Here is a 24780-nt window from a genome sequence, read left to right as displayed (position 1 = left end):
GTCCACGAACCTGTGCATGATCACGCGCGATCGTTGCTTGGGGGGGTGGGCGCGACAGGCCGGCAACGAATGAGTGTCGATTACGGTCACGAGTCGATTTCGAGGATATACACGCCCTTGACGTGCATGAAGACGATTACTTACGGTCCTCCCAAAATTAGGAAACTTTCCTAACTCGCTGCTGGAAGGACGTGCCGTTGAGCCAGCCGACACCTGGGACGCCGAGCCTCCTGCGCGCCATCAACGACCGCGCCGCCCTGATGGTCCTGCTGGAGCGCGGGCCCCTCACCCGTCCCGAGTTGGGCGCGCTGACCGGCCTGTCCAAGCCGACCGCCTCCCAGTTGCTGTCCCGGCTGCAGGACGCGGGCCTGGTCGTCCTCGACGGCATCCGTGAGGGGCTCCCCGGCCGCACGGCCGAGCTCTACCGGATCAACCCCCGGGCGGCGCACGTGGCCGCCCTGGACGTCACTCCGGGCCGGATCGACGTGGCCATGGCCGACATCACCGGCACGGTCGTCGCCGAGCACCGCCTGCCGACCCCCGGCCGCACCGCCGGCGACGTCGTCGAGAGGGTTCGCGCCGCGCTCGCGGGGGCCTGCGCGGACGCTCGACTGGACCCCGCCGACCTCAGCCGGGTGGTCATCGGCATCGGAGGCGCGATCGACCCCTCGACCGGCAGGCTGGGCTACGCCGCGCACATCCCCGGCTGGCACATCCCCGATCTCGTCGGCACACTGCGCGACGGGATCGGGGTGCCGGTCGACGTCGAGAACGACGTGAACCTGGTGGCGCAGGCCGAACAGACCCGCGGAGCCGCCCAGGGCCACCAGGACTACGTGCTGCTGTGGGCCGACGAAGGGCTCGGCTCGGCCCTGGTCCTCGGCGGCAGGCTGCACAGGGGCGCCACAGGCGGGGCGGGCGAGGTCGGGTACATGCCGGTCCTCGGGGCGCCCACCGCCCGGGACGTCGCCAAGCGGGCCGATCACGGCTTCCAGGCACTTTCCGGCGGCCCTGCCGTACTGAGGATCCTGCGGTCGCACGGGCTGCGCGGGGCGACACCGCCCACGGCCGTGCACAACGCGGTGAAAGCGGTCGAACGCGGCGACGCGCAGGCGGCGATGGCGCTGCGCGAACTCGCCGGCCGCCTCGCGGTCGGCCTGGCCGCGATCACCGCGGTCGTCGACCCGGAGATCGTCGTCCTGTCGGGCGGCGTGCTGCTCTCCGGCGGCGAGGTCCTGCGGGATCTCATCGAGCAGGAGTTGCACGCGCTGACCATCCCCCGGCCGCCGCTGCGGCTGTCCACCGTGGAGGGCAACCCCGTCCTCGCCGGTGCCCTCGACCTCGCCCTCGGCATCGCCAGAGACGAGACCTTCGGAGCGGTGCACCGCCCCGAGACAACTTCCCGGCGCGAAGCGCACGACCGGACCCGCGGCGATCACGACCGCAGGCACACATCCATCCCCTCCTGACATCCACCACGCACCTGGGAGGCATCTCCGTGAAACGACTGCTGGTCCTGTCCGCCGCGGCCGGCCTGTTCTTGATCACCGCCTGTACGGCCGGCACCGAGACGAGCGCGCCGAAGATCGACGCGAGCGCCACCAGCCACGAGCCGGTCACCATCGAGTTCTGGCACGGTTTCAGCGCCGACAACGAGCTCAAGGCCTTCCAGGACACCCTCGAGGGCTTCAACAAGCAGTACCCCTGGATCACCGTCAAGGCCACCAAGGCCGTCCAGGACGACCAGATCATCCAGTCGGTCCGCGGCGGCAACCCGCCGGACGTGGCCCTGTCGTTCACGACCGACAGCGTGGCCCAGTTCTGCAAGGCCAACATCTTCCAGGACCTGAACCCCTACCTGACGGCCAGCAAGATCGATGCGAGCACGCTGTTCCCCAAGGTCATCGACCAGTACACGCAGTACGCGGGCAAGCGGTGCGTGATGCCCATGCTGGCCGACACCTACGGCCTCTACTACAACAAGAAGCTGATGAAGGGGAACGAGCCGCCCAAGACCCTGAGCGAGCTCGCCGACCTCGCCAAGAAGCTCACGGTGAAGGACTCCAAGGGCGACATCAAGGTCGCCGGCTTCGTCCCGACCAGCCAGATGTACGAGAACGCGCCCATCCACACCGGTGTGATGGTCGGCGCGAAGTGGACCAACCCGGACGGCACCTCCGCGGTCGGCGGCGACCCCGCGTGGAAGACCCTGCTGACCTGGCAGAAGGACCTCACCGACTGGTACGGCTACGACAAGATCGAGAAGTTCCGCAAGAGCTTCGGCGACGAGTGGTCGGCGGACAACCCGTTCAACAAGGGTCAGGTCGCGATGGCCGTCGACGGTGAGTGGCGCAACGCCATGATCGCCGCGGACGCCCCGGACCTCGACTACGGGACCGCCCCCATGCCGGTCGCCGACGACCAGGCGCAGCGGTACGGCGCGGGCTTCATCGCCGGGACGGTCATCGGCATCCCGCGCGGCGCCAAGAACCCGGAGGCGGCCTGGGACCTGGTCAAGTACCTGACCACCGACACCTCCGCCCTCGTCACGCTGTCCAACGCGATCCGCAACGTGCCGAGCACGCTGCCCGCGCTGCAGTCGCCCGACCTGAAGAAGGATCCGAACTTCCAGACCTTCCTCGACATCTTCGCCAACCCGAACAGCACCACGCTGCCCGCCCACATCAACTCGGCCTTCAACCAGCAGACGCTGCAGGAGGCCCAGATCAAGTGGGAGTCGGGCCGGGCGCCCGACCTGAACGCGGTCCTGGCCGAGGTGGACAAGAAGATCAACGACAAGCTCAAGCTCACCGCGGGCGACTGACCGATGGCATCCGCGACGCTCGGGCGTCGGGGGAACGCGGCGCCGTTCCGCTCCAGGGAACGGCGCCGCGCCAACCTCCGCGCGCTGATCTATCTCTCCCCGTGGCTCGTGGGGTTCGGCGTCTTCTTCGCCTACCCCCTGATCTCCACGGTGTACTTCTCCTTCCAGCGCTATGACATGTTCTCGCTGGAGCCGGTCGGGCTGCTGAACTGGAAGTACTTCTTCCGGGACGACGCGGCCTGGACCTCGATCAAGAACACGCTGTGGCTCGTCGTGGTCATGGTCCCGCTGCGGGTCGTCTTCGGCCTCGGCGTGGCCCAGCTGATCACCAAGCTCAAGGCCGGCGCCGGGGTCTTCCGCACGATCTTCTACCTGCCCTCGCTCGTGCCGGTCGTGGCCGGGACGCTCGGGTTCGTCTTCCTGCTCAACCCGGGCACCGGGCCCCTGCAGGCCATCCTGGGCGCGGTCGGCGTCCAGTCCCCCGACTGGTTCGGCGATCCGGCGTGGTCGAAGTGGGGCCTCACCCTGCTCGCGCTGTGGTCCATCGGCGACCTGATGGTCATCTTCATGGCGGCCCTGCTCGACGTGCCGAAACAGCTGTACGAGGCCGCCGCGCTCGACGGGGCGAGCGCCTGGCAGCAGTTCACCCGGATCACCCTGCCGGTCATCCGGCCGGTGGTGATGTTCGCCGCGGTGACCGGGGTCATCCAGACCCTGCAGTACTTCACCCAGGCGATGGTGGCGGCGCGGGTCGCCTCGGGCGCGACCGACTCGGCGGGCTCGGTGTTCACCCCCGGGTACCCCGACGGGTCGACGCTCACCTTCCCCGAGTGGCTGTTCCAGGAGGGCTTCAGGGACTTCGCCATGGGCTACGCGTGTGTCCTGGCGCTGATCCTGTTCGCCGTCTCGATGATCTTCACCTTGATCCTGCTGCGGCAGTTCCGGGGCTTCGCGGAGGAGGACGCATGACCGCGACACTCGCCCCGGAGACGGTCGCCCGGCGGCCGGCGGCGCGCATCCGTTCGCCCAAGGGCCGGGCGACGCTCTACTGGATCGCCAAGCACGCGATCGCCGTGGCCCTGTCGATCATGTTCCTGGGGCCGCTGGTCTTCATCATCCTCACGGCGTTCATGAGCGACCGCCAGGCGCTCACGTCGGAGTTGTGGCCGGCGACCTGGAACTGGAGCAACTTCGCGGACATCTTCGAGGAGGCGCCGCTGCTGACCTGGATCCGCAACACGATCATGTATTCGGTGCTCGCCACCGCGTTCATGCTCGTGTCGTCGATCCCCGTGGCCTACGCGCTGGCGAAGTTCCGCTTCCGGGGCAGGAAGCTGGCGTTCCTGCTGGTCATCACGACGATGATGTTGCCGCCGCAGGTCGTCGCCGTGCCCATCTACCTGATCTGGGCGCGTTTCCACCTCACCGGCACCTTGTGGCCGCTGATCATCCCGATGCTCCTCGGGGACGCGTTCTCGATCTTCCTGCTCCGCCAGTTCCTGGTGACGATCCCGCGGGAGTACTCCGACGCGGCCCGGGTCGACGGGTGCGGTGAGTTCCGCACCCTCATCCAGGTGATCCTCCCGATGGCGCGGCCGGCCATCGCGGCCGTGGGGCTGTTCCAGTTCTTCTTCTGCTGGAACGATTACTACGGTCCCCTCCTGTACGCGGGAACCGACCAGAGCCACTGGACCCTGTCCCTGGGGCTGGCGGCGTTCAAATCGCAGCACAGCGTCCAGTGGAACCTCACCATGGCCGCCACCATCCTGGCGATGGCCCCCGTGATCGTCGTGTTCTTCTTCGCCCAGAAGGTCTTCATCGAGGGAGTGAAGCTCACGGGCGTCAAATAGGTCCGCAGCCACACTTCGCAGCCACACATCGTCACGTCTCAACCTGAAAGGAGGATGGCGTCTCGGCCGTGAACGACGCCGAGTCGCCAGACACCATATGAAACTCGCCGTTGTCGGGGGCGGTTCCACCTACACTCCGGAACTGATCGACGGTTTCGCCCGCCTGCGCGACGAACTGCCCCTGTCGGAGATCACCCTGGTCGACCCGGACGAGCGCCGCCTGGCGCTCGTCGGCGGGATGGCCGAGCGCATGCTGGCCCGCGCGGGCCACCCGGCCAAGGTGAGGACGACCACCGTGGTCGAGGAAGGGGTCGCGGGCGCGGGGGCCGTGCTGCTCCAGTTGCGCGTCGGCGGCCAGGCGGCCAGGAACGTGGACGAGACGCTCCCGCTCGAATGCGGGTGCATCGGCCAGGAGACGACGGGAGCCGGCGGCCTGGCCAAGGCGCTGCGGACGGTCCCGGTGGTGCTCGACATCGCCGAGAAGGTCCGCAAGCACGCGCCGGGCGCCTGGATCGTGGACTTCACCAACCCTGTCGGCATCGTCACCAAGGCGCTGCTCGACGCCGGTCACCGCGCCATCGGCCTGTGCAACGTGGCGATCGGTTTCCAGCGCCGCTTCGCCGCCGGGCTGGGCGTCTCGCCCGACCGGATCTCCCTCGGCCATGTCGGCCTCAACCACCTCACCTGGGAGCGCTCGGTCCATCTCGACGGTGAGGACGTGCTGCCGCGCATCCTCGCCGAGCACGGGGAGGAGATCGCCGCGAGCGTCGGCCTGCCGGTCGAGGTGATCCGCCACCTGGGCGTGATCCCGTCCTACTACCTGCGGTACTTCTACGAGCACGACCTCGTGGTCGAGGAGCAGCGGACCAAGCCGACCCGGGCCGCCGAGGTCGCGGCCATGGAGGCGACCCTGCTGGAGATGTACGGCGACCCGTCCGTCGACACCAAGCCCGAACTCCTGGAGAAGCGGGGCGGCGCCTTCTACTCCGAGGCGGCCGTCGCGCTGATCGCCTCCCTGGTCAACGACCGCGGGGACGTCCAGGTCGTCAACACCCGCAACGACGGGACGCTGCCGTTCCTCGACGATGACGCGGTCATCGAGGTGCCCGCCACCGTCGGCGCGCACGGAGCCACGCCGTTGCCGGTCTCCCCGGTCGAGCCGCTCTACCGCGGCCTGATCGGCCACGTCTCCGCCTACGAGACGCTGGCCATCGACGCGGCCCTGCGCGGCGGCGAGGAGCGGGTCAAGGACGCCCTGCTGTGCCACCCGCTGATCGGCCAGGCCTCGCTCTCCGGCGACCTGGCCCGGCGGCTGATCGAGGCCAACCGTTCGTTCCTGCCGTGGGCGGAGTCCCGGTGACCGTTGCCGAGGGCTCGGATCAGCGGCTCCGGACGATCCTCGCGGTCGACGGAGGCAACAGCAAGACCGACGTGGCACTGGTGCGCGAGGACGGCGCCGTCCTCGCGACCGGCCGCGGCCCGGCGTTCATCCCGCAGAGCGCCGGCGTCGTGGCCGCCATCGACGTGGTCGGCGACACCGTACGGCAGGCCCTCCGGGACGCCGGGATGTCCGGGGACTCTTCCGGAAAACCGGACGGGCACGCCGCCCCGCCGTACGCCGATCACATCGCGGCCTATGTCGCGGGGGCCGATCTGCCCATCGAGGAGGAGCGGCTCCGCGACGAGTTGCTGGTACGCGGCTACGGGCGGGACGCGGTCGTGGGCAACGACACCTTCGCCCTGCTGCGGGCCGGGGCCGGTTCGGCCTGGGGGGTCGCGGTGGTGTGCGGCGCCGGGATCAACGCCGTGGGCGTCTCCCCCGCGGGCGGCGTCGCCCGGTTCCCCGCGCTCGGCCGCCTCAGCGGCGACTGGGGCGGCGGCTTCGGGCTCGGCGAGGAGACGTTGTGGCATGCTGTACGAGCCGAGGACGGCCGGGGCCCCGCCACCGTCCTGACCGACGTCGTCCGCACCTGCTTCGGCGCGGCCACGGTCGAGGACGTGGTCGTGGGACTGCACTTCGGCGAGTTGACGATGGCCGGGCTGCACACGCTGGTGCCGCCCCTGCTCTCGGCGGCCCGCCACGATGCCGTCGCGCGGTCTCTGGTGGAACGACTGGCCGACGAGATCGCCGTGCTGGGGGTGGTCGCGATGCGGCGCCTCGACCTGCTCGGCGGGCCGTGTGAGGTCGTGCTCGGCGGCGGCGTCCTCACCGCGGGCGACGACCTGCTGATGTCGCTCATCGCGCAGCGGTACGCGGACCAGGCGCCCCACGCCCGTCTCGTCGTCGCGGACGTCCCGCCCATCGTCGGGGCGGCCCTGCTCGGCCTCGACCGCCTGGGCGCCTCCCCTGAGGCGCACGAGCGGGTGCGGGCGTACTTCCTCGGCTCACCGCGGGAGGACGAGGGCGTCGACCCGCCCGTGCCCGCCCCCGCGCAGGCGGGCTGAAGGGACTTGACGGGCACGCCGGGCGCATCTCAGCGCTCGGCGTCTCCGTCCTCCACGTCGGCGTCCGTGCCCGGTGACCGGTAGTCGTAGGGCGTGCTGAGGACGACGGTGGTCCGCGTGCTCACGTTGGCCGAGGCCCTGATCTGCTGCAGCAACTCCTCCAGGGCGAGCGGCGAGGCCACGCGGACCTTGAGGATGTAGCTCTCCTCACCCGCGACGCTGTGGCACGCCTCGATCGCGCTGAGATGGCCGAGCCGCTCGGGCGCGTCGTCGGGCGCCGCCGTGTCGTTCGGCTTGATCGAGACGAACGCCGTCAGGGGAAGGCCGATCTCGTCGTAGTTCACCAGGGCCCGGTAACCGTGGATCACTCCGCGCTTCTCCAGCCTCCGCACCCTTTGGTGGACGGCCGAGACCGACAGCCCGGTCTCCTTGGCCAGGTCCGTGAAGCTCATCCGGCCGTCCTTCGCCAGCAGCGTCACGATTCGGCGATCGATCTCTTCCACCCCTGCAACGGTAGTGCCGCCGAAACCACGCCGTGTCCGGAAGTGGTCACGGCATGATTCCATCCCAATCCTCCTAATGCGGCCTGACGCTGACAGCGAACCGGCAATCCCCCCGAACCGGATGAGCGGCATCATCGGCAGGGTGATGACTGCGAACGACGCCGATGTGAACGGAATCCGCCTGGCCTACGGGACGACGGGCGACCAGGCGGCCCCGCCGGTGGTGCTCCTCCACGGGCGCGGGTTCGATCACACCGACTGGGCGGCCGTCGCCGGCAGCCTCGCCGGGTCGTGGCGGGTCGTCGCACCCGACCTGCGCGGCCACGGGCGCAGCGAATGGCCGGGCTCCTACCGGCTGGACGCGATGCGCGACGACGTCATCGCCCTGCTCGACGGGTTGGGCACATCGCCCGTGAGCCTGATCGGCCACTCCATGGGCGGTCTGGTCGCGTGCCTGATCGCGCAGGAACGCCCCGGCCTGGTCCGCCGTCTGATCCTCGAAGACGTGCCCGCGCCGTGGCCCGCGGACGTCCAGGTCCCCGACAGACCCGCGGGCGCCCTGCCGTACGACTGGGAGATGGTCGAGCAGACCACCCTGCAGCGGCGCGACCCCGACCCGGCCTGGCTGGACGGCCTGGCCACGATCACCTCACCGGCACTGGCCCTGGCCGGAGGCGCGGAAAGCCACATCCCGCAGGCCGACGTCTCCGAACTGGCCGCGCGGATCCCGGGCGCCATGCTCGTCACCGTCGGCGGCGGGCATGAGATCCACCGCAACCGGCCGGCGGAGTTCCTCGCGGCCGTCACCGGCTTCCTGCAGGAGTGAGAGTCCGGCTACTGCGCGTTTCCCCTGGCGACGGCCCGGCTGATGACCAGGCGCTGGATCTGGTTGGTGCCCTCGACGATCTGCAGGACCTTGGCCTCCCGCATGTGCCGCTCGACCGGGAAGTCCTCCACGTACCCGTAGCCGCCGAGCACCTGGACCGCGTCCGTGGTCACCTTCATGCACATGTCGGTGGCGTACAGCTTGGCCATCGCGGCCCTCGTGCCGTACGAACGGCCCGCGTCGCGCAGCCGCGCCGCCTCCAGGTAGAGGGCCCGCGCCGCGGCGATCGAGGTGGCCATGTCCGCCAGCATGAAGCCGAGCCCCTGGAAGTCCACCAGGCGGGAGCCGAACTGGCGTCGCTCGCGCGCATACGCGGAGGCGACGTCGAAGGCGGCCTGAGCCACGCCGACCGCGCACGCGGCGATGCCGAGCCGCCCGCCGTCGAGTGCGGCCAGCGCGATGCGGAAACCCTGCCCGGGGGAGCCGATCAGGGACTCCGGCGGGAGCCGTACGCCGTCGAACCGGACCTGGGCGGTCGGTGAGGACCGCATGCCCATCTTCCGCTCGGGGACGCCGAAGGACAGCCCGTCCAGACCCGCGGGAACGTGGAAGCAGGAGACGCCCCTGGCGCCCTCTCCGGACGTCCGCGCCATCAGCGTGTAGAAGTCGGCGACGCCGCCGTGGGTGATCCACGCCTTGACCCCGTCGACCAGGTAGCCGTCGGCGTCCGTCTCCGCGCGGGTGGCCAGAGCGGCCGCGTCCGAGCCCGACTGGGGCTCCGACAGGCAGTAGGCCCCCAGGAGTTCCCCGCCGATCAGCGACGGCAGCAGTTCCGCCCGCTGGGCGGCGCCGCCGTACGCCGAGACGGGGAAGCAGGACAGGGTGTGCACGGAGACGCCCAGCCCCACGGCCAGCCACGCGCCCGCCAGCTCCTCGATCACCTGCAGGTACACCTCGTACGGCTGGCCGGCGCCGCCGTACTCCTCCGCATAGGGGAGGCCGAGGATTCCTGAGGAGCCGAGCAGGGTGAACAGGTCACGGGGGAACCGCCCCGCCGCCTCATCGGCCGCCGCTCGCGGCGCGATCTCCTTGGCGGCCAGCTCACGAACGAGATCGAGCAGGTCGTGGGCCTCGGGCGTGGGCAGAATCCGGTCGACACTCATCGCAATGCTCTCCTACCCGGTGGGGCACGGCTGTCGCAGAACAGGTCGAAAAACAAAGGGCGGCCGGGATCGCCGGCCGCCATGATTGTTACACCTCGCCGCACCCGTTGGACAGACCTGTCACACGAGCATCACGCTGAGCAGCTAGACGATCACGAGCTCCCGCGTCGTGTTGTTGAGCAGTTCCCCTGCCGTCTCGCTGCAGATGACGATGTCCTCGATCCGCGCCCCGTGCCGGCCCGGCAGGTAGATCCCCGGCTCGATGGAGAAGGCGAACCCCGGCTCGATCAGCTCGGTGTTGCCGGAGACGATGTACGGCTCCTCGTGGGTCTCCAGGCCGATCCCGTGACCGGTCCGGTGGATGAAGCGGTCGCCGAAGCCGGCCTCCTCGATGACCTCGCGCGCGGCCGCGTCGACGGACTCGCACGTCACACCCGGGCGGACGTGGTCGCAGGCCGCCTCCTGGGCACGCTTGAGCACCGCGTAGTAGGCGACGAACTCGGCGGGGGCCTCACCGACGGAGTAGACCCGGGTCGAGTCGGAGCAGTAGCCGGTCGGCATCGTCCCGCCGATGTCGACGACGACGGGCTCGCCCGCCTGGATGACCCGATCGGACAACTCGTGGTGGGGGCTCGCACCGTTCGGCCCGGAGCCGACGATCACGAAGTCGACGCGCTCGTGGCCCGCGGCGACGATGGCCTCCGCGATGTCCTTGCCCACCTCGCGCTCGGTGCGGCCGGCCTTGAGGAAGCCCGGGACCAGGTTGTGCACGGAGTCGATCGCCGCTCCCGCCTCGGCGAGCGCGGCCGCCTCGGCGGGCGACTTGCGCATGCGCAGCTCACGCAGGACGGTGCCGGCCAGCCTCTGCTCGGCCCCCGGCATCGCGTCGCGGAATCGCAGCGACTGCATCGCCCACATCCGGTCGGCCAGGCCTACCGAGGCGAGGGAGCCCAGCCGCGCCGCCACCTGCGCGTACGGATCGTCCGTCTCGTCCCAGGGGACGAACTCGATTCCGAGCCGGGACGCGGGCGAGTGCTCGGCGGCCGGGAGTTCCAGGCGCGGGACCATCAGGAAGGGGTCCCCGGAGGCCGGGACGGCGAGGCAGGTCAGCCGCTCCAGGGGCATCGCGTCATATCCGGTCACATAGCGCAGGTCCGGGCCGGGAGTCAGCAGCAGCGCGCCGAGCCCGGAACGCTCGGTGGCCTCGCGGACATCGGCCAGCCGGGTCACGGGGTACAGGTCAGTGGGCATCGTTCTCACACGCCCAATCTAACGAGCCTGGGAGGGTGGCACGATCCCCCGGGGTCCGCCGCAGCGACACGCTGTCGCCACGGCGCGCACCTGGGACGTCCGCCCGGCGAGCCCCCGAGGCCGTGCGGCTCTTTCTCCTTCCCCGTAGGAAAAAACCTCACCCGAGTAGTCGAAGGGACTGCTACGCTCCGCGCTAGGACGCTTACTGTCTGCATCCAGAATGTCCTGAAATTGACACCTTTGACTAGCACCTTTGAGAGCGAGTTACATGGTCGGCGTAGCGGGTGGTCCACAGCCGCCCCTCCCTCCTCCGGACGGCCGCGACACCGGCGCACTGCCCTGCGCCGCCCTCGACAGCGCCATCGGCAGTGTCATGGATCACGTAATGGACCACGTCATGGATCACGCCATGGACGGTGTCATGGACGGCTTCGACGAGACGCCTGGACCGTCGTGCCTGCCCCAGCGGGTTCCCTTGCCGGCCGGGGCACCTCGCGGCGTCCCTACTTCCGAGCAGCTCGCGCACACCCAGCGGCTGGGCGAGATCGGCTGGAGCCAGTGGGATCTGACCACGGGTGAGACCTGCTGGTCCGATCACATGTACAAGATCTTCGGAAGGGACGCGGCGCAGGGGCCCATCCGCCTCCACGACCTGCCCACGCTGGCCGAGCCCGCCGACCGGCAGGCGCTCGACGGTCTGGTGTCCCGGGTCGTCAGAGGCGCGGTGCCGGGCCAGGCGGAGTTCCGCATCCGGGGCGACGACGGCGTCCGGAGCCTGCGGGCCGTCCTGGAGCCCGCGGCTTCCGGGGTCCATGGCGTGATCCAGGACGTCACCGCACGCCGCGAGGCCGAGCGGGCCGTCGCCGAGTCCCAGCGGCAACTGCTCGAGGTGCGCGAGCGCGCGGAGGAGGAGCGCCACGTCACGCTGGCGTTGCGCGACGCGATCCTCCCCCAGCCCGGCGCGTCCATCTCCCTCCCCTACGCGCGGATCTCGGTGCGCTACGTCCCCGCCGAGAAGTCGGCCAGCCTCGGCGGAGACTGGTACGAGGCCGCTCCGCTGCCCGACGGGCGGATGTTCCTCGCGATCGGCGACGTCTCCGGCCACGGACTGCCCGCCATCGCGGAGATGGCCCAACTCCGGCACGCGCTGGTCGGGCTGACCATGACCACCGCCTCACCCGACCTGCTGCTCGCGTGGCTCAACGCGCTCGTCCTGAACCGGCTCGACGACACGACGGCCACCGTGGTCTGCGGCTACTTCGACCCGCCCACCCGGCTGTTCACCTGGGCCCAGGCCGGCCATCTCGCTCCCATCCTCGTACGGCACGGCACCGCCGAACAGCTCACGCCGCCGCACGGCGTCGTCCTCGGAGCCATCTCCGGCCAGCCGTACGGCGTGGCGGAGATCCGGCTGGAGCCGGGCGACCTGCTGCTGATGTTCACCGACGGCCTGATCGAGCGGCGTTCGCGGGACATCAGTGAGGGGCTCGCCCTGACGCTCAAGGCCGCGGGGGCCATCGCCCGCCACGGCGACTGCCTCGACGCCGGCCTCGACGGCCTGATCGAGGAGATCGGCGGTCCCAACCCGGAGGACGACACGTGCCTCCTCGCGGTCAGCGTGCTCGAGGACAGCCGGCCGCCGATCCCGCGCTGATCCTTCGCTGATCAGGTGCTGATCCTGCGTTCCGGCCCCGTCCTGGCCCCGTCCTGAACCCGTCCTGGCCCCGTCCTGAACCCGCTCTGGCCCGGTTCTGGCCCGGTTCTGCCTCCGTTCCGGCCGCTCCCGGGCGCGGGGCGTGACGGAGGCGTGACAATGGACGGGTGCTGCTGCTTCTCGACACCCCGTCGCTCTACTTCCGCGCCTACTACGGCATCCCGGAGTCGATGACCGCGCCCGACGGCATGCCGATCAACGCGGTCCGCGGGCTCATCGACATGATCGCCACGCTGGTCCGGCAACATTCCCCCACCGAACTCGTGGCCTGCATGGACGCCGACTGGCGGCCGGCGTTCCGGGTCGCCGCCATCCCGACGTACAAGGCCCACCGGGTGGCCACCGGCAACGAGGAGTCCGTGCCCGACACCCTGGTCCCCCAGGTGCCGGTCATCGAGGACGTCCTCGACGCGCTCGGCATCGCCCGCATCGGCGTCCCGGGATACGAGGCCGACGACGTCATCGGCACGCTGGCGACCAGAGCGTCCGGCGCCGTCGACATCGTCACCGGCGATCGTGATCTTTTCCAGCTCGTCGACGACGCGAAGCCGTGCCGGGCCCTTTACACAGTAAGGGGCATTCGTAACCTTCAAATGGTCGACGAGGCTTTTGTCGCAGATAAGTACGGCATCCCGGGCCGGGCATACGCCGACTTCGCCACGCTGCGCGGCGACCCGAGCGACGGCCTACCCGGCGTCGCGGGTATCGGCGAGAAGACCGCCGCCGCCCTGATCACCCGGTTCGGCTCCCTCACCGCCCTGATGAGCGCGCTCGACTCCGGAGTGACCGACGGCTTCCCCGCCGGGGCGCGCGCCAAGCTCGCGGCGGCTCGCGACTATCTCGCCGTGGCGCCGGGGGTGGTCGAGGTCGCCCGCGACGCACCCGTCCCCGACCTCGACCTGACCTGCCCGGCCAAGCCCCGCGACCCCGAACGCCTGGTCGCCCTCGCCGACCGCTACGGCCTCGACGGTCCCCTCAACCGCCTCCTGGCCACACTCGCCGACCGGTGACGGCGACCGCTGCGCGGACGGCACGCTCAGGAGTAGGTTGACCGCGTGCCGCACACGACCATCCGCCTCACCGGCGAGCAGGCAGCGAAGCGAGCGGACCGACCGGACGGTGACGACCTCGCCGCCGGACTGGCCCGCATCCGCCGTGAGTTCGACCTGCCCGAGACCTTCCCGCCCGCCGTGCTCGACGAGGCCGAGCGGGCCGCGCGGTACCTGGCCGCGCCCGGTGAGGATCGCACCGATCTGCCGTTCGTCACCATCGACCCGCCCGGTTCCATGGACCTGGACCAGGCGCTGTGCATCGAGAAGCGGCAGGGCGGCTACCGGGTCTGGTACGCCATCGCCGACGTCGCCGCGTTCGTCCACCCCGGCGGGGCCATCGACCTGGAGGCGCGGACCCGCGGCGAGACCGTCTACCTGCCCGACACCCGCGTCCCGCTGCACCCCACAGTCCTGTCCGAGGCCGCGGCCAGCCTGCTCCCGGGCCAGACCCGCCCCGCGGTGTTGTGGTGCGTCGACCTCGACTCCGCCGGCGAGATGGTCGGCGTCGACCTGCGCCGCGCGATGGTGCGCAGCCGCGAGCGGCTCGACTACGCCACCGTGCAGGCGACCGTGGACACCGGCAGGGCGGAAGGCACCCTGAAGCTGCTCTCCGAGGTCGGCCCGCTGCGGCTCGCCCTGGAGCGGGCGAGAGGCGGCGTCAGCCTGCCGACGCCCGAGCAGGAGGTCGTCCACGACGGTGCCGGCTACGCCCTCGAGTTCCGCGCCACCCTTCCCTGCGAGGCGTGGAACGCGCAGATCTCCCTGCTCACCGGCATGTCGGCGGCGCAGTTGATGCTCGACGCGGGAGTCGGGGTGCTGCGCGTCCTGCCCGCCCCTTCGCCGCGGGACATCGCGAAGGCCCGCCGGGTGGCGGCCGCGCTCAGCGTGCCGTGGCCCGATGGCGCGTCGTACGGAGACGTCGTCCACGACCTCGATCCCAAGATCCCCGGCCACGCCGCGTTCCTCCGCGAGTCGACGATCCTGCTCCGGGGCGCCGCCTACGCCGCCTTCGACGGCTCACCGCCGCCGATCGCCGCGCACGCCGCCGTGGCCGCGCCGTACGCGCACGTGACGGCGCCCCTGCGGCGCCTGGTCGACCGCTACGCCACCGAGGTGTGCGTGGCCGTCGCCGCGGGCGAGCCGGTACCTGAGCGGGTCCAGGAGGCCCTCGCCGTGCTCCCCGAGCAGATGTCGGTCGCGGGCAGGCGGGCCAACGGGGTCGAACGCGCGTGCGTCGACCTCGTCGAGGCCGCCGTCCTGCGCCGCCGTCTCGGGGAGTCGTTCGACGCCGTCGTCATCGACGTCGACGAGGGCCGACCCGGCGGGCAGGTGCAGGTGACCGACCCGGCCGTCGTCGCACGCTGCGACGGCGACGACCTGCCGCTCGGCGAGCGGGTCCGGGTACGGCTCACGCGAGCGGACCCGGCGACCCGCGAGGTCAGGTTCGCCCTGGCCTGAGCGGGCGAGCCGGGAAGGCTCTCACAGCCTGATCACGACACCTGACCCGCCGCTCATGACCCGCCGCTCATGACCCGCCGCTCATGACCCGCCGCTCATGATCTGCTGCTCATGACACGGAGGAGTACGCGACCACACCCCGGCGCATGGCGTCGATCGCCTTGACGGCGTTCGAGCGGACCTTGCTCCCCTTCGGCGCGGCATCCTTGAGCTGCGCGAGCAGGTCGAGCAGCTGCTTGATCCAGCGGACGAAGTCCCCGGCCGCCATGTCGCCGTCGGTCAGCACCGCGTCGAGGGTGTGCCCCCTGGCCCACCGGAACGCCGACCAGGCGAACCCGAGGTCCGGCTCCCGGATGAACGACAGGCCGTGGTCCTGCTCGATGCCCTCCAGCTCGCCCCACAGGCGGGTCATCGCGGCCAGCGCCTCCTTGGCCGCCCCCGCGGGGATCTTCGGGCTGCGGGCGTCGTCGGACTGCCGGGCCTCGTAGACCAGCGACGACACGCAGGCGGCGAGCTCGGCCGGGTCGAGGCCCTCCCAGACCCCGGCGCGCAGGCACTCCGCGGTGAGCAGGTCGAGCTCGGTGTAGAGCTTGGCCAGGCGCCTGCCCTCCTCGGTGACGCTCTCCTCTTCCAGGTAGCCCAGCTGGTCGAGCACGCCGCACACCTTGTCGAAGGTGCGGGCGATCACGTGGGAGCGGCCCTCGACCCGGCGCCGCAACGCCTCGGTATCCCGATACAGCTTGTGGTAGCGCTCCCCCCAGCGCGCGTGGTCCTCCCGCTCGTCGCAGCCGTGGCACGGATGGCGGCGCAGTTCCACGCGCAGGCGCCCGATCTCCTCGTCCTCGGTCGTGTGGTCACGCGCTCTGGCGGGCTTGCCGAGGTCGCGATCACCGAGCTTGGCGTGCAGCGTGGAGACCAGGTTCGCCCGCTCCTTGGGCGACCGGGCGTTGAAGTTCTTCGGGATCCGGATCGTGTCGACGGGCTCGACCGGCACGGGGAAGTCCGCGGGCGATAACTTCTTCACCTGCTTGCCGATGGTCAGGACCAGCGGCGAGGGCCCCTCGCCGCGCATGCTCGTCCCCGGGTCCAGGACGACGGCCAGGCCCGCCCGACGCCCGCCGGGCACCCGGATGACGTCACCGGGCTTCAGCGCCTCCAGCGACTGCACGGCCTGCGCCCTTCTGGCCGCGCCGCGCTGGCGGGACAGCTCGGCCTCCCGGTCGGAGAGGCGACGGCGCAGCCCGGCGTACTCCTGGAAGTCGCCGAGATGGCACGTCATCGCCTCCGCGTAGCCTTCGAGGGCCTGCTCGGCCTTGCGGAGCTGCCGGGCCAGCCCGACCACGGCCCGGTCGGCCTGGAACTGGGCGAAGGAGTCCTCGAGGAGCGTCCTCGCCCGCTCCCGGCCGACCTGTCCGACCAGGTTGACCGCCATGTTGTACGACGGCTGGAAACTCGACCGCAACGGGTAGGTGCGGGTGCTGGCCAGCCCCGCCACGCTCAGCGGATCGGTGCCCGGATGCCACAACACGACCGCGTGACCCTCGACATCGATGCCGCGCCGTCCGGCCCTGCCGGTGAGCTGGGTGTACTCACCCGGGGTCAGGTCGGCATGCGTCTCGCCGTTCCACTTGTCGAGCTTCTCGATCACGACGGACCTGGCGGGCATGTTGATGCCCAGGGCCAGGGTCTCGGTCGCGAACACCGCCTTGACCAGGCCCTTGGTGAACAGCTCCTCCACGACCTCCTTGAAGGCGGGGAGCATGCCGGCGTGGTGGGCCGCGAGCCCGCGTTCCAGGCAGTCGCGCCATTCGAGGTAGCCGAGGACGGCCAGATCCTCGTCGGGCAGGTGCGCGGTCCGCTCGTCGACGATCTGGCGGATCTCGTGCCGCTCGGTCTCCGAGGTGAGCCGGAGGCCGGCGGCCAGGCACTGCATGACCGCGGCGTCGCAGCCGGCCCGGGAGAAGATGAAGGTGATCGACGGCAGCAGGCCCTCGGCGTCGAGCTTCTCGATCACGTCCGATCGGCTGGACCCGTTGACCCGCCCCGGCCGGTTGTATCCCCGTTTGCCGCGCACCTGCGCGAGGCGCATCTCGTCGCGGGAGATCCGCATGAGCGAGGGATTGATGCGCAGGGTGTCGTCGCCCTCGTTGACGAACAGGTCGTACATCCGGTGGCCGACCAGCATGTGCTGCCAGAGCGGCACCGGACGGACCTCGTCGACGATCACCGTGGTGTCGCCCCTGACCTCCCCGAGCCACTCGCCGAACTCCTCGGCGTTGCTGACGGTGGCGGACAGGGCGGCGACGCGGACCGACTCGGGCAGGTGGATGATCACCTCTTCCCAGACGGCGCCGCGGAACCGGTCGGCGAGGTAGTGCACCTCGTCCATCACGACGTAGCCCAGACCCGCCAGGGTGGCCGACCCGGCGTAGAGCATGTTGCGCAGGACCTCGGTGGTCATGACCACGATCGGGGCCTCGCCGTTGACGCTGTTGTCGCCGGTCAGCAGGCCGACCTTGGCGGCGCCGTACCGCTTGACGAGGTCGTTGTACTTCTGGTTCGACAGTGCCTTGATCGGCGTCGTGTAGAAGCACTTGCGGCCCTGTTCCAGGGCGAGGTGGACGGCGAACTCGCCGACGACGGTCTTGCCCGACCCCGTCGGGGCCGCGACCAGGACGCCGTCTCCCGCCTCCAGCGCCTGGCAGGCGTCGAGCTGGAACTCGTCGAGATCGAAGTCGTACAGTCCGCGGAACGAGGCGAGAGCGGGCCCGTGCCCGGTCTGCTCCTGGCGGAATGCGGCGTAGCGTTCCGCTGGCGTGCTCATACTCTCTCCTCGACTAGCGGCTCGTCCGAGCGTTCGGGGACTGTCCATCACCGTCGTCTCGTTCGGCCCGCTTGTTCATGGGTCAACCCTACCGATATCCGGATTCCGGACCGCCCGTCACCACGCGCCGTAATCGCCGATACCGTCCGCCAGCAGATCGAATCCGAGGTTCGCGGCGGCGACGGCGTCCGGGTAGACCTCGCCGGCCCGCTCGCCGCCGATGATCCTGCGCACGTTCTCTCCCTGCAACGTGTACCACAGGCCCGTCAGGTGACCGGCGACGAGCCGCGCCCGCAGATCGTGCGGCCCGGCCGCCGGGTCGCGTAACGCCTCCACCAGCAACTGCTCGCTGCGGTGCCGGAAGCCGAATATGCGGACGACCATCGGCGGCGTCTCGCTGATGAGGTTCAGCACCTGGAGCAGCGCCGGGTCGTCGTTCAGCCCGGTCTCCGGCGCTCTGCCCTCGAGCCGCTCCAGGAACGCCCGTCTGAAGGCGGCGACGACCGGCTCCCCCGGAGCCTTGCCTTCCGCGATCGCCGCGGGATCGCCGACGTGCTCCTCCAGCGGCCCGAGAACGATGTCTTCCTTGGCCGGGAAGTAGTTGAACACGGTCATCTTGGAGATTCCGGCCTTCGCGGCGATCTCGGCGACGGACACGTTGTCGAAGCCCCGCTCACGGAACAGTTCGAGAGCGACGCCGGAGATCGCACGCCGCGTCTGGAGCTTCTTGCGCTCTCTCAGACCGTCGCTCACACCATTATCGTACCAGGTCGATATTTATTCCCGATATAAATATTGACTCAGTTTATTTTTAGCCCAGTCTAGGCGCCTCATTCCCCCGTGGGAGAGGGAGCGAGGACACGGAGGGCGCCGGGGACGATCGAGCAGGACACCGGGGCAGCGCCGACCCGTTCTCCGTCGGCGTAGGCGATCACGTCAGGCGCCTCGATCGTCACATTGCGGGCGCGCCTGACCGTCACGGCTGGATGGCTGAGATGACTGCCCCGGTAGACGCGCGGAAACGTCCGGAGGAACTCCCCCCTGGACATCGCTCCCAGGATCAGTACGTCGAGCAGGCCGTCGTCGGGGCGGGCATCGGGACAGACCCGCATGCCCGCGCCGTACGAGGAGGTGTTGGCCACGGCCACCAGCACGGCCTCCTGCTCGATGACCTCGCCGTCCAGCGTGACCCGGAACGGGATCGGCGCGTACGACCGCAGTTCCCGCATCAGCGCGACCACATATTTGGCCATGCCGGGAGGGCGGGTCATCTCGTTGGCCCGTTCGTTGACGCGGGAGTCGAACCCGCAGGCCAGGACTCCGGCGAACCACTCGCCGCCATCCTCACTAGAACCAGGACCAGAACCAGAACCGATGCCGAGCCTGGCGGCGTCGATCAATCGAGGACGGCCTTCGGTCACGATGCCTGCGGCGGCAATCGGATCGCGGCGGGAGATGCCCAGGGCGCCTGCGATGTCGTTGCCGGTGCCCGCCGGAATGATGCCGAGGGGCACATCCGTTCCGGCGACCGCCTGAAGAGCCAGGTGGACCAGCCCGTCACCCCCGAAGGCGACGAGCGCGTCCGGGCCGTCCGCGACGACGGAACGGGCGCGCTCGAGAGCGTCCTCCGGCGATGTGCCGACGATCACCGATACCGGACGCCCGCCCTGCCTCAGCCGCTGGACGACGGGATCGAGCAGCCGCATCGTGCGGCCGCCTCGGGCGGCGGGGTTCACCAGAACAACGATCTCTCCGGACACATCCGGAACTTATTGCAGGAACCCGGCGCGGACCAGTCCCCGCAGCTGTTCAGTTGGTCCTGTGACAGCTGCTTTTGTGACTGCTGGTTCTGCAACTGCCTCTTCCGCGCCGGATCCTCGGGCCAGTCCCCCGGTTAGTCTCTCGTGCCGGCCGAATCCACCGAGTCCGCAGGCGCCGACGGCCCGTCGAGCTCCTCCTCGAGTGCCCGCAGCCTTGCCGCCTCGGCCGCGTCCTTCTTCTTGTCGTGGAAGTACATGAAGATTTCGGCGACGAAGAACAGCACGACCATGGGCGCCGACAGGGCCAGCATGGTGAACGGGTCCTGGCTGGGCGTCGCCACCGCGGCGAAGACGAACAGCAGGAAGATGATCATCCGCTGGTGTTTGGACACCAGCGAGTACTTCAGTACACCGACGACGTTGAGGAACACCATGAGCAGCGGCATCAGGAACGACACACCGAAGACGACGAGCATCAGGATCAGGAACCCGAGATAGTCGTCGACGTTGATGAGAGGGATCGCGTTGCTGGGCACAAAGCCCAGCAGGAGGGAGAGCCCCCGGTCCATCGTGAGATAGGCCAGCGCGGCACCGGCTCCGAACAGCGGGACCGCCAGACCGAGGAAGCCCAGCGAGTAACGTCGCTCGTTCTGGTAGAGACCCGGCGTGACGAAGGCCCAGAGCTGGTAGAGCCAGATCGGCGCGCTCACGACCGCCCCGAAGATCATGGCGACCTTCAGGTTGATGAAGAAACCGTCGAGGACGCCGTTGACGACGAGACTGCAACTGGCACCATTGGTGATCTTGTACGCCTGGGGCAACCGGCAGAACGGCCCGGTCATGAACTTCCAGATCGGGTCGAAGAAGATGAACCCGACCACCGTGCCCGCGATCACGGCCAAGATCATCTTGACCACCCGGTTGCGCAGCTCGCGGACATGGTCCATGAGCGACATCCGGCCGTCGTCCTCGGTGGGAGCCTTCGAGCTCGCCCGCTTCAGCAGCGCCATGTCAGTGATCCTGCTCCGGGGATGGGGGCCAGGGGCAGGCCCCGACGATCAGCTGGACCTCTGGTCATTCTGCGACTGCGCGGCGGGGGCACCGTTGACCGTGGGCTCAGAAGCGGCCTTGAGCCGGCGATTCTCCTCCTCCAGGAGGCGCAGGCGGTCCTCGACCGACGGAGTCGCCGCGGTGACCTGCTGCGGGGCGACGGGCTCAGCCTGGGTCGTCACGACCGTGGGAGCCTCGACGTCGTCCTTCATATTGCTGGTCTCCTTCTTGAACAGCCGGAGCGACTGCCCAAGGGCCCTTGCGGTGTCGGGAAGCCTCTTGGCCCCGAACAACAAGAGCACAACCACAGCGATAATGATCAGCTCAGTCGGACCGAGGTTCGACATCATAGTTTCCTTAGAACGCAGGGGTCGTTTCTCACTCGATCGTACGCGCACCTGGCACCGCTGCCACCCGTGCCCGCCCCTGATTGCACCGATGGCCATGCGGAATTCACCGGGGACGATCGGACGAGGATGCCAGACGCTGCCGGCTACGGTCGATTTCCCGAGTCAGCCCACGTGCGGCGGCGAAGACCCGGACGGACAGGAATCCCAGCACGACGAGCCCCGCCATCGCGAGACCCACCGCCGCGAAGATCCAGAACATGCCCGCCATGCTAACGGCCCTCACGGCTCCGTGGGCGCATCGCCTCCAGACCGTGACGTGAGCGCGTGACCTCGCGGCCTGACCTCCAGCCTTGAGTTCAGGGCCTGACTTCCAGCCGTGAGTTCAGAGCGTGCGTTCAAGCCACGGAATCGTAATTCGCCAGCGCCTGTTTGGCCGTCTCCCTGACCCGGTCGGCCAGCGACACAGGAGACGACACCCGGCCGCTGTCGCCCAGTCGCAGCGCGAGCCGTACGAGCCAGGACTGGTCACGCGCCCGGAGCGAGACCCGCAGGCGGCCCTCGCCCAGCTCGACGACCTCCTCGCAGGGGTAGTACTCGGCGACCCAGCGGCCCGCGGCGGTGAGCTCGAGCTCGACCAGCTCGTCACTGTCCGAGGGCCGGAAGACGCCTGCGGTGACGTCCATCGGCTCGGCCTCCGCGGGCGGGTCGGCCGCCACGTCGAGAACCTCCACATCGAGGATCCGGTCGAGCCGGAACATCCGCATGGCCTCGGCCCGGTAGCACCAGCCTTCCAGGTAGTGCCGGCCGTCCACCATGACGACCCGCAGCGGATCGACCTCACGGGGGGTGATCTCATCGCGCCCCGGCACGTAGTACCGCAGGGACAGCCGCCTGCGCCTCCGTGTCGCGTCCGCGATCATCGAATGCGCACCGGGAGCGGCGCCGATGTCGACCTGCACCTGGCTGCTGACCGTGGCCGCGCCGTCGCCCGCCGCCTGCTCCAGCTTCGCGATCACCCGGGCCAGCACGTCGCGCCCCTCGAACTCGGGCAGTTCGTCGAGCATGCGCAGCGCGACGAGCAGCGCGCTCGCCTCGTCCACCCCCAGCTTCAGCGGCCGGGCGATGGTGTCGGCGTTCTCGATCGTGATCTCGCCGCCGTCCCACGACACGTCGATCAGGTCACCCGGGGTGTGCCCCGGCAGCCCGCACATCCACACGAGCTGGAGATCGTCGATGAGCTGCTTTTCGGAGAGGCCGAACAGCCGCGCCACCTCCGGCACCTCCGCGCCCGGATGCGACATCAGATACGGCACGAGCGCGAGCAGCCTCGGCAGCCGGTCGGAACTCATCGGACGCTCACCTCTCACAGCTCGGGTCGCCGGCCGTCTGGAAGGCGCCCTTCAGACGGCGGATCACAGCTTCCCGGGCGTCGGGAGGGTCGATGACCTCGGCGTCGGGGCCGAGGCTGGCGATCCACCCGGCCAGCCGCTCGGGATCGGCGAAGGTGACCTCCGCCTCGTCCCACTCGCCCGGCCCCGTCCGCACGGCCCGGGCGGCGTGCCGCAGGCCCGCACAGGTGCCCTGCCGTACCTTGACCAGGGCCACCCTCTCGTTGGGCGCCTCCTGAAAGCCGACCATGGATCGCAGGTCCACGCCCTCGGGGACGGTGACGGCACCCGGCCGCCCCACGGGCGACACCGGACCGGTGATCCGGCTCAGGCGGAAGACCCGGGGCGCGTCGCGATCACGATCGTGGCCGACGGCGTACCACCGGCCGCCCCGGCTCACCACTCCCCACGGTTCGACGACCCGGGTGAGAACGGACTCGCTGCCCGCCGACCGGTAGGCGAAGGTGACCGCGCGACGGTCTCGTACGGCCTCCCACAGAGCGGGGAAGGCGGCGTCTCGGGTGTCCAGCCGCAGTTCGAGCGGGCTCTCGGCCAGGTCGGCCGGTGCTCCGCCGGCCTGGAGCTTGATCAGGGCGCCGCTGGCCGCCTCCGCGAGACTGGCCCGCTGCCACACCTGGGCGGCCAGGCCGATGACCGCGGCCTCGTCCGGCTCCAGGGTGATCTCGGGAAGTTCGTAGGCCTGCCGTACGATCCGGTAGCCGGGGTCGTCCTCCCAGGGGTCGCGGTGGACCTCGATGGGGATGCCGATCTCGCGCAGTTCGGTCTTGTCCCGCTCGAACATGCGCTGGAAGGCCTCGTCATTGTCCGGGTCGTACCCGGGAACGGCCTGCCGGATCTGCTCGGCGCTCAGCGGCCGCCGCGTCGCGAGCAGGCAGATCACCAGATTGAGCAGCCGCTCGGTCTTCCGCCGCGACATCGGGCCTCCCCTCCAATCGAGAACGCTACCCTTTTCGGCGTGATCAGATGGCGCAAGGGCGAGGTGACCAGGATCCGGCGCGAATGGCCGGGGGCCATGGAGCTGGACGTCACCCTCACCGAAGGAGAGTGCCGGGCGCTCGCCTACCCCTCGCTGGTGGGACGCCCGGAGCCCGGCGACACCGTGCTTCTCAACACGACCGCGCTGGCCATGGGCCTCGGTACGGGAGGTTACGCCATGGTGGTGGCCGTTCCCGACCGTTTGCCGGAAGATCCCTCCGGTCCCGGCCACCTGGTCAAGGCCCGCTACACGCCGCTGCAGGCCACCGTGCTCGGCGCCGACGAGCAGGACTCGCCGTATCACGAGGTCCTGAAGGACGCGGACTCGCTCGACGGCATGCCCGTCGTGATCGCCGACCTGCACTCGGCCCTGCCCGCGATCCTCTGTGGCTTCTACGCCGCCGCCGGACCGGACGCGCGGGTGGCCTACGTCATGCTCGACGGCGGGGCGCTGCCTGCGTGGTTCTCGATGTCGTGTGCCCAGCTGCGGTCGCGTGAGTGGCTGTGCGGCGTGGTGACGGTCGGGCAGGCGTTCGGCGGCGACGTCGAGGCGGTCACGCTTCACACGGGGTTGCTGGCCGCGAGGCATGTGCTGAACGCCGACGTCGCGATCGTCACGCAGGGGCCCGGCAATCTGGGCACCGGCACCCGCTGGGGGTTCTCCGGCGTCTCCGCCGGGGAGGCGGTGAACGCGGCCGCCGTGCTGACCGGACGGCCCGTGGCCGCGCTTCGCGTCAGCGAGGGCGACAAACGGGAGCGGCACATCGGGGTCTCGCATCACTCGCTCACGGCCTACGGCCGCGTCGCGCTGGCCCCCGCGCAGGTCGTCGTGCCGGAACTCCCCGACGCCTTCGGCGCGATGGTGCGGGAGCAGGCGGCAGCCCTGGCGGTACGGCACGAGCTCGTGAACGTGCCCGTCGACGGCCTCCTCGAAGCCCTGCGTGACTCGCCCGTGCGCCTGTCCACCATGGGCCGCGGCCTTGATGAGGATCTCGCCTACTTCTTGACCTCCGCCGCCGCCGGTAGGCACGCCGCGGCACTGCTGGACGAGAAGCGGCACCCGTCGGCATGAGGAGCCCGTGGCCCGAGTCGGCCACGTAACCCACTTGGCACGTAACCCACTTGGACCGCGGGGCCGGCGCAGGCCTCGTAGGCCTCTCATAGGCCTCGTAGACCTCCTAGGCCGTACGAGCATGCCTTTTACGCGGGCGACGTGATCCATGTGGCCCATCGGATCGTCATCCGCTGCGAGGGTGTGCACGAGATGGGCCCGGTTGGCCGCTCGCCTACCGATCATGTTCGCGTGGGGCGGTTGACGCGCCGGTC

The 24780-nt window shown here is 70.1% G+C and carries 22 protein-coding genes; 11 read left to right on the top strand and 11 right to left on the bottom strand.

Going from position 1 to position 24780, the window contains the following annotated elements:
* Positions 1-197 precede the first annotated feature (197 nt).
* The 6 genes from Psi02_RS27655 to Psi02_RS27630 all read left to right on the top strand — a co-directional run bounded on the left by Psi02_RS27655 (position 198) and on the right by Psi02_RS27630 (position 7119).
* Positions 198-1469, top strand: a complete 1272-nt coding sequence (locus tag Psi02_RS27655; RefSeq protein ID WP_203978603.1) for an ROK family transcriptional regulator — start codon at positions 198-200, stop codon at positions 1467-1469.
* A gap of 29 nt (positions 1470-1498) precedes the next feature.
* Positions 1499-2824: an ABC transporter substrate-binding protein gene (locus Psi02_RS27650; protein WP_203978602.1), complete on the top strand. Its 1326-nt coding sequence runs from the start codon at positions 1499-1501 to the stop codon at positions 2822-2824.
* Positions 2825-2827: 3 nt separating this feature from the next.
* Positions 2828-3793: a carbohydrate ABC transporter permease gene (locus Psi02_RS27645; RefSeq protein ID WP_203978601.1), complete on the top strand. Its 966-nt coding sequence runs from the start codon at positions 2828-2830 to the stop codon at positions 3791-3793.
* A complete protein-coding gene (locus tag Psi02_RS27640; protein ID WP_203978600.1) occupies positions 3790-4674 on the top strand; it encodes a carbohydrate ABC transporter permease in 885 nt (294 codons plus the stop codon). Before Psi02_RS27645 ends, Psi02_RS27640 begins: the two co-directional genes overlap by 4 nt.
* A 97-nt stretch (positions 4675-4771) precedes the next feature.
* Positions 4772-6034, top strand: coding sequence for a 6-phospho-beta-glucosidase (locus tag Psi02_RS27635; protein WP_203978599.1), 1263 nt, complete (start codon positions 4772-4774; stop codon positions 6032-6034).
* The gene (locus tag Psi02_RS27630) at positions 6031-7119 is read left to right on the top strand and encodes an N-acetylglucosamine kinase (protein WP_203978598.1); all 1089 of its coding nucleotides are present in this window, start codon (positions 6031-6033) and stop codon (positions 7117-7119) included. The genes Psi02_RS27635 and Psi02_RS27630 overlap by 4 nt, the downstream gene beginning before the upstream one ends.
* A 29-nt stretch (positions 7120-7148) precedes the next feature.
* Here the strand turns inward: Psi02_RS27630 and Psi02_RS27625 are convergent, their stop codons facing one another.
* Entirely contained in the window at positions 7149-7622 is a 474-nt protein-coding gene (locus Psi02_RS27625) for an Lrp/AsnC family transcriptional regulator (protein ID WP_203978597.1), read from the bottom strand.
* Between the two features lie 145 nt (positions 7623-7767).
* Here Psi02_RS27625 and Psi02_RS27620 point away from each other — a divergent pair, with 145 nt between their 5' ends.
* Complete coding sequence (locus Psi02_RS27620) at positions 7768-8448, top strand: alpha/beta fold hydrolase (RefSeq protein WP_203978596.1); 681 nt, start codon at positions 7768-7770, stop codon at positions 8446-8448.
* Between the two features lie 8 nt (positions 8449-8456).
* On the opposite strand, the gene Psi02_RS27615 is transcribed toward Psi02_RS27620, so the two are convergent.
* Together Psi02_RS27615 and Psi02_RS27610 are read right to left on the bottom strand one after the other, a co-directional pair.
* Positions 8457-9611, bottom strand: a complete 1155-nt coding sequence (locus Psi02_RS27615) for an acyl-CoA dehydrogenase family protein (RefSeq protein ID WP_203978595.1) — start codon at positions 9609-9611, stop codon at positions 8457-8459.
* Positions 9612-9755: 144 nt separating this feature from the next.
* Positions 9756-10862: a M24 family metallopeptidase gene (locus Psi02_RS27610; RefSeq protein WP_203978594.1), complete on the bottom strand. Its 1107-nt coding sequence runs from the start codon at positions 10860-10862 to the stop codon at positions 9756-9758.
* A 373-nt stretch (positions 10863-11235) separates the two neighbouring features.
* Between Psi02_RS27610 and Psi02_RS27605 the strand changes: the two genes are divergently transcribed.
* The 3 genes from Psi02_RS27605 to Psi02_RS27595 all read left to right on the top strand — a co-directional run bounded on the left by Psi02_RS27605 (position 11236) and on the right by Psi02_RS27595 (position 15086).
* Positions 11236-12516 (top strand): PP2C family protein-serine/threonine phosphatase, encoded by a 1281-nt coding sequence (locus Psi02_RS27605; protein ID WP_203978593.1) that lies wholly within the window; start codon positions 11236-11238, stop codon positions 12514-12516.
* Between the two features lie 167 nt (positions 12517-12683).
* Positions 12684-13586, top strand: a complete 903-nt coding sequence (locus tag Psi02_RS27600; protein ID WP_239095203.1) for a 5'-3' exonuclease — start codon at positions 12684-12686, stop codon at positions 13584-13586.
* Positions 13587-13631: 45 nt separating this feature from the next.
* The gene (locus tag Psi02_RS27595; protein ID WP_203978592.1) at positions 13632-15086 is read left to right on the top strand and encodes an RNB domain-containing ribonuclease; all 1455 of its coding nucleotides are present in this window, start codon (positions 13632-13634) and stop codon (positions 15084-15086) included.
* A gap of 109 nt (positions 15087-15195) precedes the next feature.
* Here Psi02_RS27595 and Psi02_RS27590 read toward each other — a convergent pair whose 3' ends face one another.
* The 8 genes from Psi02_RS27590 to Psi02_RS27555 all read right to left on the bottom strand — a co-directional run bounded on the left by Psi02_RS27590 (position 15196) and on the right by Psi02_RS27555 (position 23395).
* Entirely contained in the window at positions 15196-17910 is a 2715-nt protein-coding gene (locus tag Psi02_RS27590; protein ID WP_203978591.1) for a DEAD/DEAH box helicase, read from the bottom strand.
* 117 nt (positions 17911-18027) lie between these two features.
* Complete coding sequence (locus Psi02_RS27585; RefSeq protein ID WP_203978590.1) at positions 18028-18663, bottom strand: TetR family transcriptional regulator; 636 nt, start codon at positions 18661-18663, stop codon at positions 18028-18030.
* A 77-nt stretch (positions 18664-18740) separates the two neighbouring features.
* A complete protein-coding gene (locus Psi02_RS27580) occupies positions 18741-19670 on the bottom strand; it encodes a diacylglycerol/lipid kinase family protein (protein WP_203978589.1) in 930 nt (309 codons plus the stop codon).
* A 134-nt stretch (positions 19671-19804) separates the two neighbouring features.
* A complete protein-coding gene (tatC, locus tag Psi02_RS27575) occupies positions 19805-20680 on the bottom strand; it encodes a twin-arginine translocase subunit TatC (protein ID WP_203978588.1) in 876 nt (291 codons plus the stop codon).
* Between the two features lie 48 nt (positions 20681-20728).
* The gene (gene tatA / locus Psi02_RS27570) at positions 20729-21067 is read right to left on the bottom strand and encodes a Sec-independent protein translocase subunit TatA (RefSeq protein WP_203978587.1); all 339 of its coding nucleotides are present in this window, start codon (positions 21065-21067) and stop codon (positions 20729-20731) included.
* A gap of 106 nt (positions 21068-21173) precedes the next feature.
* The gene (locus Psi02_RS27565) at positions 21174-21329 is read right to left on the bottom strand and encodes a hypothetical protein (RefSeq protein ID WP_203978586.1); all 156 of its coding nucleotides are present in this window, start codon (positions 21327-21329) and stop codon (positions 21174-21176) included.
* A gap of 136 nt (positions 21330-21465) precedes the next feature.
* A complete protein-coding gene (locus Psi02_RS27560; RefSeq protein WP_203978585.1) occupies positions 21466-22419 on the bottom strand; it encodes a helix-turn-helix transcriptional regulator in 954 nt (317 codons plus the stop codon).
* A gap of 7 nt (positions 22420-22426) precedes the next feature.
* Positions 22427-23395, bottom strand: a complete 969-nt coding sequence (locus Psi02_RS27555) for a helix-turn-helix transcriptional regulator (RefSeq protein ID WP_203978584.1) — start codon at positions 23393-23395, stop codon at positions 22427-22429.
* Between the two features lie 39 nt (positions 23396-23434).
* Here Psi02_RS27555 and Psi02_RS27550 point away from each other — a divergent pair, with 39 nt between their 5' ends.
* Entirely contained in the window at positions 23435-24526 is a 1092-nt protein-coding gene (locus tag Psi02_RS27550) for a DUF3866 family protein (protein WP_203978583.1), read from the top strand.
* Positions 24527-24780: the final 254 nt, after the last annotated feature.

The organism is Planotetraspora silvatica (genome assembly GCF_016863315.1).
Lineage (GTDB): Bacteria > Actinomycetota > Actinomycetes > Streptosporangiales > Streptosporangiaceae > Planotetraspora > Planotetraspora silvatica.
Note: the sequence above shows the minus strand (reverse complement) of the source record. Positions and strands in the feature narration are given on the sequence as shown.

What these genes read in the sequence shown, in the direction of transcription:
- Psi02_RS27645 (WP_203978601.1), top strand. Translation starts at nt 2,828, where the DNA reads ATGGCATCCGCGACGCTCGGGCGTCGGGGGAACGCGGCGCCGTTCCGC.
- Psi02_RS27640 (WP_203978600.1), top strand. Translation starts at nt 3,790, where the DNA reads ATGACCGCGACACTCGCCCCGGAGACGGTCGCCCGGCGGCCGGCGGCG.
- Psi02_RS27635 (WP_203978599.1), top strand. Translation starts at nt 4,772, where the DNA reads ATGAAACTCGCCGTTGTCGGGGGCGGTTCCACCTACACTCCGGAACTG.
- Psi02_RS27620 (WP_203978596.1), top strand. Translation starts at nt 7,768, where the DNA reads ATGACTGCGAACGACGCCGATGTGAACGGAATCCGCCTGGCCTACGGG.
- Psi02_RS27615 (WP_203978595.1), bottom strand. Translation starts at nt 9,611, where the DNA reads ATGAGTGTCGACCGGATTCTGCCCACGCCCGAGGCCCACGACCTGCTC.
- Psi02_RS27610 (WP_203978594.1), bottom strand. Translation starts at nt 10,862, where the DNA reads ATGCCCACTGACCTGTACCCCGTGACCCGGCTGGCCGATGTCCGCGAG.
- Psi02_RS27605 (WP_203978593.1), top strand. Translation starts at nt 11,236, where the DNA reads ATGGATCACGTAATGGACCACGTCATGGATCACGCCATGGACGGTGTC.
- Psi02_RS27590 (WP_203978591.1), bottom strand. Translation starts at nt 17,910, where the DNA reads ATGAGCACGCCAGCGGAACGCTACGCCGCATTCCGCCAGGAGCAGACC.
- tatC (WP_203978588.1), bottom strand. Translation starts at nt 20,680, where the DNA reads ATGGCGCTGCTGAAGCGGGCGAGCTCGAAGGCTCCCACCGAGGACGAC.
- tatA (WP_203978587.1), bottom strand. Translation starts at nt 21,067, where the DNA reads ATGTCGAACCTCGGTCCGACTGAGCTGATCATTATCGCTGTGGTTGTG.
- Psi02_RS27565 (WP_203978586.1), bottom strand. Translation starts at nt 21,329, where the DNA reads ATGTTCTGGATCTTCGCGGCGGTGGGTCTCGCGATGGCGGGGCTCGTC.
- Psi02_RS27560 (WP_203978585.1), bottom strand. Translation starts at nt 22,419, where the DNA reads ATGAGTTCCGACCGGCTGCCGAGGCTGCTCGCGCTCGTGCCGTATCTG.
- Psi02_RS27555 (WP_203978584.1), bottom strand. Translation starts at nt 23,395, where the DNA reads ATGTCGCGGCGGAAGACCGAGCGGCTGCTCAATCTGGTGATCTGCCTG.